Source organism: Fodinicola feengrottensis, from assembly GCF_010993775.1.
GTDB classification, from domain to species: Bacteria; Actinomycetota; Actinomycetes; order Mycobacteriales; family HKI-0501; genus Fodinicola; species Fodinicola feengrottensis.
The window spans coordinates 13108-30040 of record NZ_WOTO01000046.1 but is presented as its reverse complement, the minus strand read 5'-3'; the positions used below and the strand labels follow the sequence as shown (position 1 = coordinate 30040).

Below are 16933 nucleotides of genomic sequence, written 5' to 3'. Positions count from 1 at the left end.
CCTTTTCCGGGCCGCTACCGTGATGTTGGGCGAAGCCGGGTCCGCTCCCCCAGGCTGCCGTCCGGGTTGATCGGGTGCACGACGACGCTGCCTGACCCGTAGTTGGCCGACAGCACGAATTTCCCGCTCGGGTCGACGGTGAGGTGGGCGGTGGTGCTGCCATCGGCCGGACGCGCGTTGAGGCGCTCCAGGTCGTTGTCCGGCCGAATCGCGTACGCGACCACGCTGCCCTCGTCGCCTTCATCGACGGCGTAAAGGAAATCACCGCTGGGATGCGCCGCGAGGAACGAGGGACAGGCGGTGTCCGTCGTACTGCCGATGGCGGTCAGGTCACCGTCGGGTCCTATCTCGACAGTGGTGATGGCGCCGGCGTACGACCCGACGTAAAGCAGGTCCGGTTGGCTCGTCATGCGATCACCGTAACGTCCATCGCCCGGGATGATCAGAAGCCAGGAGTGATCTGGCCCTCGTCGATCCAGCCGCCGTGCCCGTCGCCGCCATTCCACAGCCAGCCGTTGACCGAGCCGTTCGCGTTCGTACGCAGGCAATCCGCGTGCGCGTCAGCGTCGATATCGGCGAACTGGACCTGGCTCGCGTCGGTTGTCACGCCAGTGGCGACCTGCCCCACCGCGACCCAGCCGCCGTGGCCGTCACCGCCCCGGTTCAGCCAAACGCTGAACGAGCCGTTTTGGTTCATAAGAACGTAATCCGCCCAGCCGTCCCCATCGAGGTCCGCCAGCCGGACCCGACTGGAGTCGCTCGTCAGGCCGGCCGCCACCTGACCGAGATCCACCCAGCCGCCGTGCCCATCGCCGCCGCGGTTGAGGAAGGTGCGGATGGATCCGTTGGAGTTGAACAATATGTAGTCCGCGCGGCCGTCGCCGTCGAAATCGGCGAACCGTACCGAAGTGGCGTCGCTGGTCAGGCCCGTGGCCACCTGACCCAGATCCAACCACCCACCATGGCCGTCCCCGCCACGGTTGAGGAAGACGCGTACGGATCCGTTGGGATTGAACAACAAGTAGTCCGCACGGCCGTCGCGCCGTCGTCGAAATCAGCGAAGCGTACTAGCCCGGCGTTTGTCGTCAGCCCGGTCGCAACCTGACCGAGCGCCTGCCAACTGCCGGTGTGGTTGAGCCACACCGAAACCGAGCCGTTCGCATTGATCACGACATAGTCAGCGCGACCGTCACCGTCGAAATCCGCCCACCGGACGCGGCCACTTTCGGCCACCTCGTTCGCCGCGCCCTTTGACCGTACCGAAGTCGCCCAGCCGTCGGTGAAAGCCTGGTCAAGAGCGGCAAAGAAAACCTGGCCGAGCTTGGCGTGGCCGCTGTCGTTCGGATGCAGCCGATCGGCCATGTCCGCGCTGGTAAACGCGGCCGGGTCGACATACCGGAGGTGGTGGCCGGCCTGCTGTTCGCTGGTCGCGAGCGCACGGGCCGCGTTGTTGTACGTCACCGGATCGGACTGAAGGCCTTGGGTGATAGGAATAAGTCCCTGCAGGATCACCGTCACGCCTGGTTTGTCAGCAAAAATCTGGTCCAGCGTGTGCAGGCGATCCGGCGCGTGGGTGGGATCCGGCGAGCGGTCCAGGTCGTTGATGCCAATGTGCAGCAGCACCACATCCGGGCGCGCCGCCGCGAGCCAACCGTCCACACCGTTGCGGATGTCGTCGATCAGGAATCCGCTGTGGCCCTCGTTGTCCGGATCCGGAATCGCGGCCGCTCCCGAGGTCTGCGAACCGACGAAATCGATCCGATAACGCGACTGCGCGGCGGCCAGATTCCGCAGCGGGAGCCGATAGCCCGCACCCGTACTGCTGCCCACGCCGTACGTGATTGAGTCTCCCAACGGCATCACCCGCAGGACCGGTGGCGGCGCCCGCTACGGCCGCGGTGGCCGCGGCTGGCGCCATTGCGACCGCCAATCCCATTGCCGCCCCAAAAACCAGCGCGCGAATCCCTGCACCCATGGCGTTCCTCTCCGGCCGAGTCCAGCGCTGGACCGTAACGATTGGCGGGCATTTACGTCAACGCCCCATTCAGGTCACACGTCGTACAAATCGCGGATGTATGTCTCTTGTATGTCTCGCTCCCATACTTCGTCCCATGGATGCTGATTCGAGGTCGTTGAACCGACGTGGCTTTCTGCTCGGCGCGGGCGCCGTGGCCGGTTTGGGCATCACCGGGCTGGCGCTTCCCAGCAGCGCCCAGGCCGCCGCCGCGCCGCGTATCTACAGCTGCGCCGAATGGGGTGCGCGTCCGCCGGCTGATCCGCTGGTGACGCTCAACCATCCGGCCAACCGGATCCTGGTGCACCACATCGCCGACGCGAACAGCACCGACTATTCGCAGGCGCACGCCTTCCAGGTGGCCCGGGACGAGCAGGCCGACCACATCGACAACAACGGCTGGTCCGACACCGGCCAGCATTTCACCATCAGCCGCGGCGGCTACGACCTGGAAGGCCGGCACGGCAGCCTGGCCGCATTGCGCAGTGGCAACACGATGATCCGCGGCGCGCACTGCCCCGGCCAGAACACAACGCGATCGGTATTGAGAACGAGGGCACCTACATGACCGTGGAGCCGCCCGCGGCGCAGTGGAACGCCCTGATCGCGATGTGCGCGTACGTCTGCACCCAGTACGGCATCTCGCCGGACGAAATCAAGGGCCACCGCGACTACTACAACACGCTCTGTCCCGGCGACAAGCTCTATGCCAAACTGCCGGCGCTGCGGACCGCTGTTCGCACTGCCATCGGCTGACTTTTCCGGTAGCCGGCCCGGTGATCTGCGGTCACGGGGCTCGCTATCACAGGGCCGTTTCCTGGAATGCCCGGCGATAGGCGACTGGAGCGGTTCCGAGCGTACGCACGAAATGTTGCCGAAGGCCCACCGCGGAGCCAAAACCGGCGTGCTGGGCGACCTGTTCGATCGACAAGCTGGTCGTCTCCAACAGCTCCCGCGCGCGACTCAGTCGCTGGCCAATCAGCCACTGCAACGGCGTGGCGCCAATCTGGTCCTTGAATCGGCGGTTGAGCGTACGAACACTCGTGCCCGCGTGTCGCGCGATGTCGTCGAGAGTCAGTATTCTGTCGAGATTTTCCCGCATCCAGCACATCGTCGGCACCAACGTGCCAGTGTCGGCGGCCGGATCCTGATGCACGATGAACTGCGCCTGACCCCCATCGCGCTGTGGCGGCATGACCACACTGCGGGCCGTATTCGCCGCGACGGCGGCACCATGGTCGGTCCTCACGATATGCAGGCACAAATCGAGTCCGGCGGCCACTCCCGCCGAGGTCAGCACATCGCCCTCATCCACGTAAAGAACCGCGGAATCCACCTCCACCAACGGATGCCGCCGCCCCAGCGCCGCCGCGAACGCCCAATGCGTGGTCACCCGCCGGCCATCGAGTAACCCGGCAGCGGCGAGCACGAACGCACCCGTACAAATGGCGGCTATGCGCGTTCCCCGCCGCCGCACTGTCCGCAAAATGTCCAGCGCTTCCGCCGAAAACTCTTCGTCAACGGACACTCCGGGCACCAGGATCGTGTCGCAGTCAGCCGCCGCGGCCAACGGAAAAGGCGGCTCGATCCGGAAGATATCCACGCCCGAGGCCCTGGCCACGACACCCCGCGCCGGACCGCAAACCCGCACCTCGTACGGCCGCTCGCCGGTCGCCAGCCGGGTCGCGTTGAAGACCTGACAGGGAATCGAAAGATCGAAGCCGACCACGCTGTCCAGGGCCAGCACCGCCACCTTGTGCACCATGGCCAGATTCTATCGAACGTAGTCGTTCTTGCCACTGTTGATCGCATCTCAGTCGTACGACCATGAAGTCAGACCAACGAAGGGAAGCTCCATGCGAGTGGAAGTGCTGATTTACGACGGTTTCGACGAACTGGACTCATTGGGCCCGTACGAAGTCTTCCGGCACGCAAGCCGCGCCACTGAATTCGACCTCTCTCTGGTCACTTCCACCGGCCAAGCCGAGGTCACCGGCGGCAAACGGAGTCACCTTCAGCCACCTCCGCGCGAATGGACTCCACAAGACGCCGACATCCTGGTCATCCCCGGCGGCGGCGCCGGTCGCCCCGGACCTGGTCTGCGGGCCGAGTTGGAAAAGGGCGTTCTCCCCAAACAACTCCGCGAAATCAAGGACAATGCCAGTGACGACTTCATCCTCGCCTCAGTCTGCTCCGGCTCCGTTCTCATAGCCGCCGCCGGCCTGCTGGAAGGCCGCCCCGCCACCACCCCACCACTCAGCCCGCGAAAAAACTCGTCAGCTACGGCGCCGTCCTCACCAACGCCCGCGTCGTCGACGACGGCGACATCGTGACGGCCGGCGGCATCACCTCCGGCTTCGAGTTGGCTTTGCACCTGATAGATCGAGAACTCGGCTCCACGTACGCGATCCAAGTCGAAGCCACCATGGAATACGAACGCCGCGGCACAGTCTGGCGCGCCTCCTGACTCGACTTCAGCGGATTGGCGCATGGTCCGGGTTTATGGTCCGTTAAGGGCCATGAGCCCTGGCCAGCGGGGTTGCTGGCCTAATTCCGCAGAAAGCTCCCCACCGTCGTCACCGCCAACCGGACATCGAACTCCCGGGCGATCACATCGGCGACCATATCCCTGGCCCACAACGCGAAACTCGAAGTACAACGTCGGTGGGCGGGCAGGGTTGTGGGCCGCCGGGTGTGGTGGTGCCCGGCGGGGGGTGGTTTGTTTATGCGGCGAGTTGGTTGATTCCACGGATGGGTCTTCGTTCGGGGTCCCGGTATGCGGGTGGGATGAATTCGACGATTCCGTCGATGATGCGTACTTCCCAGTCGCTGTGGTGGATCAGGCGATGGCAGGCATCGCACAGGAGCACGCAATTCTCCAGGCAAGTATCGCCACCATCGGCCCAGTGGACCACGTGGTGACCGCGGCACCAGCGGGGTGGTCGACCGCACCTGGCGCAGCCTTTGTCTCGCGCTATGAGTGCTTTTCGTAGGTGGGCGGGGATGAGTCGTTCGGTGCGGGCGACGTTGAGCGGTACGCTGTTGCGGCCCAGGAGCATCGGGGTGATGTCCGCGTCACAAGCGAGCCTGCGGCCGGATTCCGGAGAAATAGCGATGCCAGTGTGCGCGTACGCGACACCGAGACGTTCCCGGAGCATTTCCCAGTCCAGGGTAATGGTGAGGTGGGGCCGTTCTTGGCCTTGGATGGGGAGTTTCCCGGTGTCCGCGACAAGGTTGAGTGCGTCGGCGAGCGCGTCGCCGTTGCGTTGGGAGACTGACCGTTCATCTGGGTGGCCGTCTTGGGTGGGGCGGGGTTTGGCCAGTGGGCTGAGGATTTCAGTGAGCAGGGTGCCCGTTTCGCCGTCGAAGGAGCCCCGGAAGTTCAGTCGCCCATCACGACCGGTGTGTAGGGACGGTTCGCGGCGCGGTTTCTCGTTCTCCCGTTCGGATGGTGCTGGGCCGTCGGGGTCGAGGTGGTCGTGGATGCGTTGGCCAAGTTCGACGAGGCGGCGGGCGGGGGGCTCTTCGCGTGTTCCACCAGGGAAGCTTCGGCGCCTTCGCGTTCTTCGATGTTCACTCTGGCGGGGAGTTTGTTCACGATCGCCAGGATCGTGTCGATTTGGGAATCCGCGAGTTCACCTCTGCGCATAGCGTCACTGACAAGACCGAGTTTGGGTGCGAGGGTTTCACCGGTGAGGGCTTGGCTGCTGCACAGGTTCAATGCGCGTTTAAGGCGGCGACCAGCTTCGGTCGGGGACAGCAGGAGATTATCTTGCAGCATCCTCATGGTGTTGTCATGCCCGAGCGCCTTGCCGACCCGGTTCCGATGAATCGCCGCGACAATATCCAATGCCCGCGCCTGCCGTCGTCGAATGTCCTGCTCGGCTTCACGCAGCAAATCGGCCAACTGTCGGGGTTTACACATCCAGAGCTCTGGATCTGTGCCTTCATCGCCGGCGGCCATGACACCATTCTACCGCTATCACCGTCAAAAAGATCGAGTTCGTACGATCGGAACGTGGTCATTTTCTCAATCACATCAGCAAAATGCGGAGCGCGCGCGTTCAAGCCCTAAGCAATTTTCGATGATCGAGGTAGCGAAGATCCACGCGCGGGACCACCAGCCCCTGTTGCCACCGGCCGCCGCGAGCGTCATCCCTGTCTGCCGGGCATGGCACTGCACCGAGAGCTGGCCGTGCACGTGCACTGGACGCACATGACTCAACATCCACAAATGACCGTAGTCACCCTGCGTGCGATCACCACTCGATCTGCGGTACGGATGTGACCGCAGTCAGAGCAGAGCCTTTACCCAGTCGTGGAACTCGGCGATGTGGTGTTCGGTTGGTACGAGCACGCCGCCGTCGGCGTAGGCGCGAGAGGCCATCGCGGGTTGGCAACGCTCACAAGCGGCGAAGTCCTGCTCGTTGACGCGGTGGAAGAGCTCCACCGAGCGTGAGACGTCACGGCCGGCGGCGATCACTTCGGGGGCGAACAGCCAGTCGCATTCCACCATCGTACGGTCCACCGCGAGTGGGAACATTCGGTGCAGAATCACATGGTCGGGAACCAGGTTCAGGAACACCTGCGGTCGTACGGTCGCGGCATAGTAGCGGCGGTGCTGATCGGTCGAAACACCTTCCAGAACACCGAAACCAGCGCTCCCGTCCACCGTGAAGCCGGCGATCTCCGGGCCGAATTCGGCTCCGTGGCCGACGTAGTACTGCGCCGCGTAGCCCTCGGCGAATTCGGGCAGCACCTCGGTGAGTTCCGGGTGGATCGTCGCGCAGTGATAGCACTCCATGAAATTCTCCACGACCAGCTTCCAATTTGCCTTCACGTCATAGCGAATCCGCCGGCCAAGTGCGAGGTCGTCCAGGTGATAACTGTCGACCACTGCGGCCGCACCGAGTCGAGCGGTCACCGAGTCGATCACGGTTTCGGTAAAAGACGGTGGATCCGCGGCCAGACAGAGCCACACATAACCCAGCCATTCGTACGCTCGCACCGGTCGCAGGCCGAACTCCAGACGGTCAATGTCCGGCATATTGGTCAGGTTGGGAGCGGCCACCAGCTTCCCGTCCAGGCCGTACGTCCAGGCGTGGTACGGGCATTGAAAAGATCGCCTCACCGAACCGGTCTCCTGGGTGCACAGCTGGGCGCCGCGATGCCGGCAGATATTGAGAAATCCGCGCAGAACACCGTCGCGGCCGCGAGTCACCAGCACACTTTCCCGGCCGATCTGTGCGGTCTGGAAATCACCCGGCCGCGGCAGGTCGGCGGCCCGGACCGCGCAGAACCACATCTCCTCCAGGATTTTCCGCTGTTCAGCGGCGAAAATCGCCGGATCCGTGTAGTAGCGGCCAGGGAGCGTCGACACCAGGGAGCGGGCGGTCATCTTCGGCTGGCCTCTCAGACGGCGAGTTGGGTCAGGCGGGCTGGGTCGAACAGGGCGATCGGGTGCCGGGTGGCGCCGTCGATGCTCAGGTCGGCCAGGATCTCGCCCACTACCGGCACGAACTTTGAGCCGTGGCCGGAAAAACCGCACGCCACCACGACCTGCGGGTGCGCCGGATGCACGGAAATCACGAAATGCTCGTCCGGGGTGTTGGTGTACATGCAGGTGGCGGCGCGGAGAAAAACTCGCCCGGCAGGTCCGGGATGTGGCGGCCGACAAAAGCGGCCATCGCGGCCACTTCCTCGGGTCGCACGGTCCGGTCGATCGTCTCGGGCGTGCAAGTGGCGCCGCCGCGGAAAAATGCCACCTTTACTCCCGGCTGTTCCCGATGGTGTACGCCAAAACCGTAGAACTGCCGGCCTTCTCCGCCTTCCCAAACAAAAAAATCGGATGCCGGTCGACAAGGAACGCATCGGTGCCGCCGCGCGGCCGGAACCAGAACTGCACCTGCCGCTCCACCCGGAAGGGCAGCCCAAGATCGGCCAGCACGTCCGCTGCCCATGCGCCCGGACAAATCACCAACCGATCCGCGGTGTAGACACCATCTGCCGTGGTCACCCGCACGCCGGCATCGCCGGCATGCCACGACAAAACCGGCTCCTCGAAATGCAGCTCAGCGCCCGAACGCGCGGCCAACGCGAGGTGCGCGGCCACACTCGCTTCCGGCACCACCAGGCCGGCGTTGGCTTCGTACAAGGCGATCTCGTCCGGCTCTGGACGCATGGTCGGGAACCGGCGACGAATCTCTCCCGCGTCCAGCATTTCGTGCGGCAGGTCCCATTCCTCGGCGCTGCGCCGGCTGCCGGACACTGTCAGGCTGTCCGGCCGACCGATCATCACCCCGCCGGTACGGTAGAAAATCCGCCGGCCGGACTCCTTCTCGATCGACTCCCACATTTGGGTGGCCCGCAACAACAGCGGCACATACGCGGGATCCTCGAAATAGGCCTGGCGGGTGATCCGCGAGCCACCGTGGCTGGAGCCGCGGTTGTGTGCCGGGCCGTAGCGTTCCAGCCCGAGCACCCGCTGGCCGCGCCGAGCCAGCTGATACGCGGCGGCGCTGCCCATCCGCCGAGGCCGATCACGATCACATCGAAAGACATGGCCACTCCCGAAAAGTCAGCTGCGCAGCCGGGCCATGCCCGGATCGAACAGTGGTTCGGCGGCCACCGTGGCCGGCACCCGCTCGCCGAAATACTCGACCTGCACGGTGGTGCCAGCCACCGCCTCGACCGGAAGCCACGCGTACGCGATGCTCTTCCCTATCGTGTAGCCGAAAGCGGCACTCGTCACATAGCCGGCCGGTTGGCCGCCCACATACACCGGTTCCGATCCCATCACCACCGCGTACGGATCGTCAATGGTCAGACAGGAAAGTCGTCGCGATGATGGCGGCTTTCCCTCCAAAGCCTCACGTCCAACGAAAAATCCCTTGTCCATCTTCACCGCGAAACCGACACCCGCCTCGTACGGGTCATGTTCGGCTGTCATGTCCGTGCCCCACAGTCGATAGCCCTTTTCCAGCCGCATGCATGTGTTGAAGGCGCTCCGCCCGGCGGCGATGATCCCAGCCGACTGGCCGGCCTCGAACAACGTGTCCCATAGCAACCGGCCGTATTCGGCGGAAGTGTAGAGCTCCCACCCGAGCTCACCGACGTACGACAGCCGCAACGCCGTCACCGGCACCCCGCCGACATACGCTTGCTGGCCTTTGAAATATCCCAGCGCCCGATGCGAGAAGTCCTGTTTTGTCAGCGGTGCCAACACTTCCCGCGCCCTCGGTCCCCATAGACCAATACAGCAGGTGCCGCCGGTGAGATCCCGGACCTGCACGGATCCGTCGGCCGGCAGCTGCCGGCGCAGCCAGTCCAGGTCCAGCTGCGAATTCACTCCGACTTGGAAGGTGTGGTCGGCGAGCCGGGCCACCGTGAGGTCGCTGCGGATGCCGCCGTCCTCGCCAAGCATCAGCGTGTACGTGACAGCGCCCGGCTTCTTGTCGACCTGGTTCGTTGTCAGCGTCTGCAGGAAAGGCAGCGCACCCCGGCCGGTCACTTCCAGCCGTTTGAGTGGGGTCATATCGAACATCGCGACCCGCTCGCGGGCCACCAACGCCTCGGCGCCGGCGATCGGTGACCAGAACCGAGAGGCCCACTCGTTGCGGGCGGGGATGCCAGCCACCTCGGGGAGATCGGCATTGGCCTCGTACCAGTGCGGCCTTTCCCAGCCGGCCGCCTCCAAGAACACCGCACCGAGGTCTTTTTGCCGCTCATAGAAGGGCGTTGTCCGTAGGGAGCGATATTTTTCGGCGGGCTGCAACGGGTGCAGGATGTCGTAGACCTCGACGAAGCTCTGACAGCTGCGGGCGTGCACGTAGCCGGGCGCGAGTTGCGCGGTCTCGAACCTGTTCAGGTCGCAGCCATGCAGGTCTGTCCGCGGCGCGCCGTCCACCAGCCACTCGGCCATCGCGCGCGCGACACCGGCCGAATGGGTGATCCACACGGCCTCGGCCACCCAGAATCCGGCCAGGTCGGGGTGCTCGCCAAGCAGCGGATTGCCATCCGCGCGTGAAGGAAAAGAGGCCGTTGACGCCCTCTTCGACCTTGCTCGACGCGAGCGCCGGCAGCAGGTCCGCGGCGTCGGCCCACGACTGCTCGAAATCCTCCGGGGTGAACGGCCATTCGGACGGCATCCCTGGCAGTGAGCCAATCTCGGCCGGCTCGATGGGCATCGGCCGATGCCCGTACGCGCCAATGCCCAGCCGATCGCCGTGCTCGCGAAAATACAGGTCGGCATCCTGATGGCGCAGAATCGGCAGGGTTGCCTCAAGAAAACCGTCACTGCGCAGGTCCGGCAGCGGCGTGGTTTTGGCGTACTGATGGGCCATCGGCACCAACGGTACGGTCAAGTCGACGAGCGCGCCGATCAACGGCCCCCACATGCCGGCCGCGGAGATCACCACGTCCGCCCGGAACTCGTCCGTTTCAGTGCGTACGCCCCGAACTCGGCCGGCGGTACGATCGATCGCCGTCACCTTTTGCTGATCCAGGAAGCGCGCGCCGCGGTCGATGGCCCGACGAGCCTGTGCCTGCGCCGCCCGGACTGGCTTGGCCAACCCGTCGGTCGGGGTGTGGAAACCGCCGAGGATTCTTTCCGGATCAAGCAACGGATGTAGCTCGGCGCACTCGGACGGCGAGAGCAGCGAGCTTTCCACGCCCCAGGAGGTCGCCCAGCCACGCCGGCGTTTCAGCTCGACCAGCCGTGCCTGGGTGGTCGCCACCTCCAGGCCGCCGACCTGCCGGAAACACCAGGCGTCGTCCAATGTCAAGGAAGAATACTTTCGCACGGTGTAGCTGGCGAACTCGGTCATCGTCTTGCTGGGGTTGGTCTGGAAAACCAGCCCAGGCGCGTGTGAGGTCGACCCGCCGGTGGCGAACAGCGGCCCCTGCTCCAGCACGGTGAGATCGGTCCAGCCGCGCTCGGTCAGCTCATCGGCCAGCGCGCAGCCAACAATGCCGGCGCCGATGATGACAACACGGGGCTGCACAGCCATTCCGAGCTCCTAGCCGGCCGGGGAGGGTGTTGCGTACAGAGCGCCCTGTTCCGCTATCAGCAACACGGTGCGCGATCGAGGACGCCCCTGTCAAGACCGCGAACGATAAATCAGAATTAGGCCAAATAGCCGAGCTGCTCGGACAGCTGGCCGGCCACCTCGGCCAGCTCGTCGGCGACCTGCCGGATCCGCCGCCGGGGCAGCCGGTAGGCGGGGCCGGAGGCGCTGATCGCGCCGACGATTTCGCCGCGCTGGCCCAGAACCGGCGCAGCGACCGCGTGCATGCCGAGCTCCAGCTCCTCGAAACACGTGGCATAGCCGTCCGAAACCACCCGTTCCAACTCCTGTTTGAGCTGGTCGGCGTCGGTGATCGTCCGCGGCGTGAACTCCTCCAACTTGCGCCGCAACAGCCGTCGGCGGCGGTCGACCGGCATGTGCGCGAGCAGGACTTTCCCACTGGAAGTGGCATGCAGCGGCGTCCGCTGGCCGATCCAGTTCTGCGCGGACACCGCGGCCGAACCGTGCGCCTGGGTGATGTTGATCGCCGAATCCTCGTCCAGGATGGCGATGTTCACCGTTTCGCCGAGCTGGTCGGCGAGTTCCTGGCAGCTCACCTGACCAAGCCTGGCCACATCGATCCGACCGGTGGCGGCGCCAGCGAGGCGTACGATCCCGAACCCGATCACGTATTTCCCGCGGTCCCCCAACTGCTCGACCATGCCGCGACTTTCCAGCACGGACAGCAATCGCGACACCGTCGACTTGTGGACGCCCAGCTCGGTGGCGATCTCGGTAATGCCGGCCTCACCGTGCTTGGCCACCAGCTCCAGGACCGTCACGGCCCGGTCTACGGACTGCACCAAAGCGGCGGGATTTCGCCCGGAGTCCGAATTGCTCATAGCGCAACAGTAACCGCAGTCCGCATCAGACACATTTTGAGGGCTTGACGGGACCGGTAAGGCTGCCGCACAGTGTTGCGGAGCGCGAACTGAGTTGTCGACTACGCAACGGTCTTGTGAGGTATGCCATGATCCGCGCCTGCTCCCTCACCGATCTGCCACCAGGTGAGTCGGTACGGGTGGTCGGACCGGTCCCGGTCGCCGTCTTCAACGCCGACGGCGAGCTTTACGCCATCGACGACACCTGCACCCACCAGGACGCCTCGCTGTCCGATGGCTGGTTGGAGGGCTGTTTCGTGGAGTGCCCGCTGCACGAGGCGTGCTTCGACCTGCGTACTGGCGTGCCGACCGGACCACCGGCAAAACGGCCGGTCCGCACGTATCCTGTGGTGGTCAGCGACGGTGACGTGTACGTCAGCGTCGCCGACCAAACAGCGGCCGACAACGGGACAGCCGAGGTGGCGTGAAGAGAATCGCGGTGGTGGGCACTTCGCTCGCCGGGCTGCGGGCCGCGCAGGCCCTACGCGAGGCCGGTTACGACGGCGCCCTGACAATGGTCGGCGCCGAGCCGCACCAGCCGTACGACCGACCACCGCTGTCGAAGGAGTTCCTCCTGCAGGGCAAGGCCGAGCAGGACGGCATCGCGCTGGCCATCACCGATGATGTGGCGGCGCTCAACGCCGATTGGCGACTCGGTGTGCCGGCAACGAAGCTGGACACCGCCGCTGGCACGGTCGTGCTGGCGGACGACACCGACATCCCGACCGACGGCGTCGTCATCGCCACCGGTGGCCATGCTCGGCACCTTCCGGGGCCTTCGGTCGCCGGCGTCCACGTGCTGCGAACCCTCGACGACGCCATCGCCTTACGTCAAGATCTCCAGGCAGGGCCCGAAAATGTTGTCATCATCGGCGCCGGGTTCATCGGCTCCGAGGTCGCCGCCAGTTGCCGTGCCCTCGGACTTCGGGTCACCGTCGTGGAAGCGTTAGCGGATCCTCTCGCCCCCTTGCTCGGGCCAGAACTCGCGCAGGTATGCGCACGACTGCACCCTGAAAACGGAGTTTCTGTCTTGTACGGCACGAAAGTCACCGGCCTGTCCACTGTGGACGGACGGGTGTCCGGCGTACGGCTGGCCGACGGGCGCCTGCTGCCGGCCGAAGTGGTCGTGGTCGGGATCGGCATGCGACCGGCCACCGACTGGCTCACCGGTTCCGGTCTGCATCTCGACAATGGGGTTCTCACCGACGCGGGTTGCGTGACGCCGCTGGCAAATGTGGTCGCCGCCGGGGATGTCGCGCGCTACTGGTCGGCCGAGCACGACGCGTACGTCCGGCAGGAGCATTGGACGAACGCCAACGACCAGCCAGCCGTCGCGGTCGCAAATCTGCTGGCCGGTCGTACGATCACCCACTACCGCGCCAGCGGCTATTTCTGGTCGAAGCAGTACGACGCCTGGATTCAGTACGCCGGCCGGACGGCTCCTACCGACGAGATCCGAATCATCGACGGCTCACCGGAAGAACGCAAGTTCGTCGCCACCTACCATCGCGGCGACCGAATGACCGGTGCGTTCGCCATCAACAGCCCGAAAATCTTCACTCGTACGCGCAAACAGCTGCGAGCTAACGCGACTGATCGTTCATCTTGACCTCGACCATTTCCGGGGTAGCGAATTTTCCCTTACCCGGAGAGTATTTGAGCTGCCCGACCAGGGTCATCGTGCGAGCCCAAGCCACGTCGCCGTCGTTGCCCACCAGCATCGCCGAAACCTGGCAAGAACCGATGTAGCGGATCCCCGGCGCACCGAGAAACCGTTTCTTCACCACGGTTTCGCCGCCGGCCACATCAACTCCGACATACAGCACATGGGTGATCGCGTTGTCCCCGCTGGCATGCAGCCGCTCTCAGCGTCGCGGCCACCGCGAGCGGCGGCAACCCACCGCCGGCCGGCACGGTGGTGACGGTCGTCTCGAAGGTCGAGGCCCGGGTCAGCGACGCGGCGGCGAGATCGGCGACTTGTTGGGCCAGCGTCTGCGCCTGCTGCGCCCGGGAGAGCCGATCGGCGGCCTCCTCGGCGGCGGCTTCGGCCAGCTTTTCCCTGACCTGGTCCGGCGGCTGAGCCGCGCGGGCCGCGGTGACCTCGGCCTGAGCCGCCATCAGCGCGGTGTTCCCCTTGGCCACCTCAGCGATCGCCGGCGACAGCTTCTGCTGCACGAAAGTCAGCCGAGACACCGTCAGGTCTCGTTGCAGGTGCTGGAAATCGGAGAAAGCCGCGAGGCTTGCGGTGGTGGCCGGGAAAGTATGGAAACCGTCCACTTCGGACCGTACGCCCTGCTGCCGGAGAGCCCGGGCCACCGCGGTCACCAAAGCGGTGGACTTCACGGTGAAAGCGCGGCCGGTGATGGTGTAGTCCGTACGCAGGTAGCCGATGGTGTCAGCGATCGCGCCAACCACCGCCGGAACGGCGTTCGCAACCCCGAGCGCGGCGGTCGCCGCCGCGGCCACTTCGGCCAGCAGGCCTTCCTGGCCAGGATGGACCGACGCCGTCGAAGATGGTGACGGCAACTGTTTCGGCGGCGCGGAAGCCTCGGCGACTTTCTCGCTGGCTGGCCGCCAGTGTTGAGCTGAGCTCTCGGCGCTCAGTCGGCCCATCTGCTCGGTGACCGCGTGATAAGACCAGTCGGTGGCTGCGAGCGTACGGTCCTCGACCACCAGGACTCGCCACGGCGGCACCGCCGCCACCCCTTCGGCGATCTGCTGTGCGGCATGGTTGAGCAGCGAATACGCCACCAGCTCAGCGACCACCCCGGCGGCCGCGTCCTGCTGGACGCTGCCCCCACCCGGTGTGAGCGCGGCCACGTTCCCCGGTTGCGCCATCACGCCTCTCAGCCGCTGCCCATCAACTCGTCATCAATACCGACTGACACTCTGTCCCCACAAGGGACCAAACGGACGATCTTTCGCGCATCGCCGCCACCAACCCCATGTCCGCAACGCCCCGATGCGCCGAAAACGCTTCGGTAACTGAGATTCGTTGTTGATCTTGTTCACTTTGCCTACCCAAAACGGACATAGGACTGAATTGTCCTTTTTGGGTAGGCAAAGTGAACAAGATCAACAACTTCGACACCCATTCTGAGCAGGCGAAACGTTTACCTTAAGGGCATCGACCGCCCCACCCGCTTGGGGTGACGGCAACAGCGGCTGACCATGCCCGCCTACGCATGAACGTTACATAGGATGCTCTTTACCGATGCTTTGTTGTGTTGGACCGACACCTGAGGTTCAGAACCGGGCCGAAAAGAATCTCGTGCAGGATGTCGAGAACCCGTTGTCGTCTCCGTCCCTGGCGTGAACCTGACGACAATGGGTCGTACTGCACTGAGGAGAAATCGATGGCCAAGTACTTGCTGCTCAAGCACTACCGCGGCGCTCCGGCGGCGGTCAACGACGTACCGATGGACCAGTGGACGCCGGAGGAGGTTTCGGCCCATGTGAAGTACATGCGCGACTTCGCCGATCGGCTGCAGGAGTCGGGCGAGTTCGTCGACTCCCAGGCGCTGTCCGCGGAGGGCACGTTCGTACGCTCCGACGGCGAGGGCCGCCCGCCGGTCACCGACGGCCCGTTCGCGGAGACCAAGGACGTGATCGCCGGCTGGATGGTGATCGACACCGATACGTACGAGCGGGCGCTCGAGCTGGCTGGCGAGCTGTCCGCGGCGCCGGGTGCCGGTGGCAGGCCCATCCACGAATGGCTGGAGCTGCGGCCGTTCATGGGCGCATCGCACACCATCACGGAGTGACCACCATCGACGAGGCCCTGCTGCGGCCCCTCATCCCCACCGTGATCGGCATCCTCGTTCGTCGCGGGGCCGACTTCGCGGCGGCCGAGGACGCCGTTCAGGAGGCTCTCGTCGAGGCGGTGCGTGGCTGGGCCGATCGCCCACCGCAGGACCCCAAGGGCTGGCTGGTCACGGTGGCCTGGCGCAAGTTCCTGGACGCCGCTCGCGCCGACACGTCCCGGCGGCATCGTGAGGTACGTGTCGACAGTGAACCCGAAGCCGGTCCGGGCGAAGGTGTGGACGACACCCTCCAGCTCTACTTCCTGTGCGCGCACTCGTCGCTGGACCCCGGCTTCGGCCGTCGCGCTCATCCTGCGCGCGGTCGGCGGCCTGACCACCCGGCAGATCGCGGCGGCTTACCTGGTGCCCGAGGCGACCATGGCCCAGCGGATCAGCCGGGCCAAGCGGACCGTCTCCGGTGTCCGGTTCAACCAGGTTGGTGATCTGGGCACTGTGTTGCGGGTGCTCTACCTGGTGTTCAACGAGGGCTATTCCGGTGACGTCGACCTTGCCGCCGAGGCGATCCGGCTCACCCGCCAGTTGGTGGGCAAAACCAGGGACGAGGAGGCCGCCGGCCTGCTGGCGCTGATGCTGCTGCATCACGCCCGCCGGCCGGCCCGGACCGCCCCCGACGGCAGCCTCGTCCCGCTCGCCGACCAGGACCGCGGCCGCTGGAACACCCACTTGATCGTCGAGGGCGTGGACGTACTCCAGAGCGCCTTGGCCCGCGACCGCCTGGGCGAATACCAGGCCCAGGCCGCGATTGCCGCGTTGCACGCGGACGCTCGGACGGCCGAGGAGACCGACTGGGTGCAGATCGTCGAGTGGTACGACGAGGTGGTACGCCTGACAGACAGCCCAGTGGCCCGCCTCAATCGGGCCGTCGCGGTGGGCGAGGCCGACGGTCCGCGAGCCGGCTTGGCCGCTCTTGACGGGCTTGACCGCACGTTGCCTCGTCACACCGCCGTACTCGCGTACCTGCACGAACGTGACGGCGATCCGGTGACCGCGGCGCGGCTCTACGCCGAGGCGGCCCCGCTGGCATCCAGCCTGCCCGAGCGGGACCACCTGACCCGTCAGGCCGCGCGGCTCAACGCTCAGCTTCGGGGACGCGGCTGAGGCGGCGCGCAGAGTGCTCGCCATGGAGCGCAACGTACGCCCGAAATGTCC

16 protein-coding genes and 4 pseudogenes are annotated in these 16933 nt (G+C 65.5%); 8 read left to right on the top strand and 12 right to left on the bottom strand.

The genetic code is table 11. The features are described from left to right. Nucleotides 1-14: 14 nt before the first annotated feature. Genes GNX96_RS33910 through GNX96_RS33900 form a run of 3 tightly spaced genes read right to left on the bottom strand, consistent with a single transcriptional unit; the run spans nt 15 to nt 1860 of the window. Entirely contained in the window at nt 15-410 is a 396-nt protein-coding gene (locus GNX96_RS33910; RefSeq protein WP_163572011.1) for a lactonase family protein, read from the bottom strand. Nucleotides 411-442: 32 nt separating this feature from the next. Beyond that, nucleotides 443-1018 (bottom strand): FG-GAP repeat domain-containing protein, encoded by a 576-nt coding sequence (locus GNX96_RS33905; protein ID WP_279582181.1) that lies wholly within the window; start codon nt 1016-1018, stop codon nt 443-445. Beyond that, nucleotides 922-1860 carry a GDSL-type esterase/lipase family protein gene (locus GNX96_RS33900; protein WP_279582180.1) on the bottom strand — a complete coding sequence of 313 codons (939 nt, stop codon included), beginning with the start codon at nt 1858-1860 and terminating at the stop codon, nt 922-924. The genes GNX96_RS33905 and GNX96_RS33900 overlap by 97 nt, the downstream gene beginning before the upstream one ends. 308 nt (nt 1861-2168) lie before the next feature. Here GNX96_RS33900 and GNX96_RS57230 point away from each other — a divergent pair, with 308 nt between their 5' ends. After that, complete coding sequence (locus GNX96_RS57230; protein WP_279582179.1) at nt 2169-2582, top strand: peptidoglycan recognition protein family protein; 414 nt, start codon at nt 2169-2171, stop codon at nt 2580-2582. Beyond that, nucleotides 2579-2770: a peptidoglycan recognition protein family protein gene (locus tag GNX96_RS57225; RefSeq protein WP_279582178.1), complete on the top strand. Its 192-nt coding sequence runs from the start codon at nt 2579-2581 to the stop codon at nt 2768-2770. The genes GNX96_RS57230 and GNX96_RS57225 overlap by 4 nt, the downstream gene beginning before the upstream one ends. A 46-nt stretch (nt 2771-2816) precedes the next feature. Here GNX96_RS57225 and GNX96_RS33890 read toward each other — a convergent pair whose 3' ends face one another. Beyond that, on the bottom strand, nt 2817-3776 hold the full coding sequence (locus GNX96_RS33890; protein WP_163572051.1) for a GlxA family transcriptional regulator: 960 nt from the start codon (nt 3774-3776) through the stop codon (nt 2817-2819). Nucleotides 3777-3870: 94 nt separating this feature from the next. Between GNX96_RS33890 and GNX96_RS33885 the strand changes: the two genes are divergently transcribed. After that, nucleotides 3871-4347 (top strand): DJ-1/PfpI family protein, encoded by a 477-nt coding sequence (locus GNX96_RS33885; RefSeq protein ID WP_163572008.1) that lies wholly within the window; start codon nt 3871-3873, stop codon nt 4345-4347. Beyond that, nucleotides 4344-4481 carry a hypothetical protein gene (locus GNX96_RS33880; RefSeq protein ID WP_163572007.1) on the top strand — a complete coding sequence of 46 codons (138 nt, stop codon included), beginning with the start codon at nt 4344-4346 and terminating at the stop codon, nt 4479-4481. The genes GNX96_RS33885 and GNX96_RS33880 overlap by 4 nt, the downstream gene beginning before the upstream one ends. Nucleotides 4482-4737: 256 nt before the next feature. Here GNX96_RS33880 and GNX96_RS57220 read toward each other — a convergent pair whose 3' ends face one another. The 6 genes and pseudogenes from GNX96_RS57220 to GNX96_RS33850 form a co-directional block, all read right to left on the bottom strand. After that, the gene (locus GNX96_RS57220) at nt 4738-4992 is read right to left on the bottom strand and encodes an HNH endonuclease signature motif containing protein (RefSeq protein WP_279582198.1); all 255 of its coding nucleotides are present in this window, start codon (nt 4990-4992) and stop codon (nt 4738-4740) included. 48 nt (nt 4993-5040) lie between these two features. Further along, a pseudogene (locus tag GNX96_RS57215) lies at nt 5041-5939 on the bottom strand (DUF222 domain-containing protein); the annotation flags it as partial. A gap of 369 nt (nt 5940-6308) precedes the next feature. Beyond that, entirely contained in the window at nt 6309-7412 is a 1104-nt protein-coding gene (locus GNX96_RS33865) for an aromatic ring-hydroxylating oxygenase subunit alpha (RefSeq protein ID WP_163572005.1), read from the bottom strand. A gap of 14 nt (nt 7413-7426) precedes the next feature. Continuing rightward, nucleotides 7427-8575 (bottom strand): annotated as a pseudogene (solA, locus tag GNX96_RS33860) (N-methyl-L-tryptophan oxidase). Between the two features lie 16 nt (nt 8576-8591). Continuing rightward, a pseudogene (locus tag GNX96_RS33855) lies at nt 8592-11022 on the bottom strand (GcvT family protein). A gap of 116 nt (nt 11023-11138) precedes the next feature. Continuing rightward, on the bottom strand, nt 11139-11882 hold the full coding sequence (locus GNX96_RS33850; RefSeq protein WP_279582177.1) for an IclR family transcriptional regulator: 744 nt from the start codon (nt 11880-11882) through the stop codon (nt 11139-11141). A 167-nt stretch (nt 11883-12049) separates the two neighbouring features. Between GNX96_RS33850 and GNX96_RS33845 the strand changes: the two genes are divergently transcribed. After that, nucleotides 12050-12388, top strand: a complete 339-nt coding sequence (locus tag GNX96_RS33845) for a bifunctional 3-phenylpropionate/cinnamic acid dioxygenase ferredoxin subunit (RefSeq protein ID WP_163572003.1) — start codon at nt 12050-12052, stop codon at nt 12386-12388. Beyond that, complete coding sequence (locus tag GNX96_RS33840) at nt 12385-13569, top strand: NAD(P)/FAD-dependent oxidoreductase (protein WP_163572002.1); 1185 nt, start codon at nt 12385-12387, stop codon at nt 13567-13569. Before GNX96_RS33845 ends, GNX96_RS33840 begins: the two co-directional genes overlap by 4 nt. On the opposite strand, the gene GNX96_RS33835 is transcribed toward GNX96_RS33840, so the two are convergent. Both GNX96_RS33835 and GNX96_RS33830 read right to left on the bottom strand, forming a co-directional pair. Next, nucleotides 13544-13765 (bottom strand): hypothetical protein, encoded by a 222-nt coding sequence (locus GNX96_RS33835; RefSeq protein ID WP_163572001.1) that lies wholly within the window; start codon nt 13763-13765, stop codon nt 13544-13546. The genes GNX96_RS33840 and GNX96_RS33835 overlap by 26 nt on opposite strands. Nucleotide 13766: 1 nt before the next feature. Continuing rightward, the gene (locus GNX96_RS33830; RefSeq protein WP_279582176.1) at nt 13767-14798 is read right to left on the bottom strand and encodes a hypothetical protein; all 1032 of its coding nucleotides are present in this window, start codon (nt 14796-14798) and stop codon (nt 13767-13769) included. Nucleotides 14799-15316: 518 nt separating this feature from the next. Here GNX96_RS33830 and GNX96_RS33825 point away from each other — a divergent pair. After that, on the top strand, nt 15317-15724 hold the full coding sequence (locus tag GNX96_RS33825; RefSeq protein ID WP_163571999.1) for a YciI family protein: 408 nt from the start codon (nt 15317-15319) through the stop codon (nt 15722-15724). A gap of 5 nt (nt 15725-15729) precedes the next feature. Further along, a pseudogene (locus GNX96_RS33820) lies at nt 15730-16882 on the top strand (RNA polymerase sigma factor). Nucleotides 16883-16933: the final 51 nt, after the last annotated feature.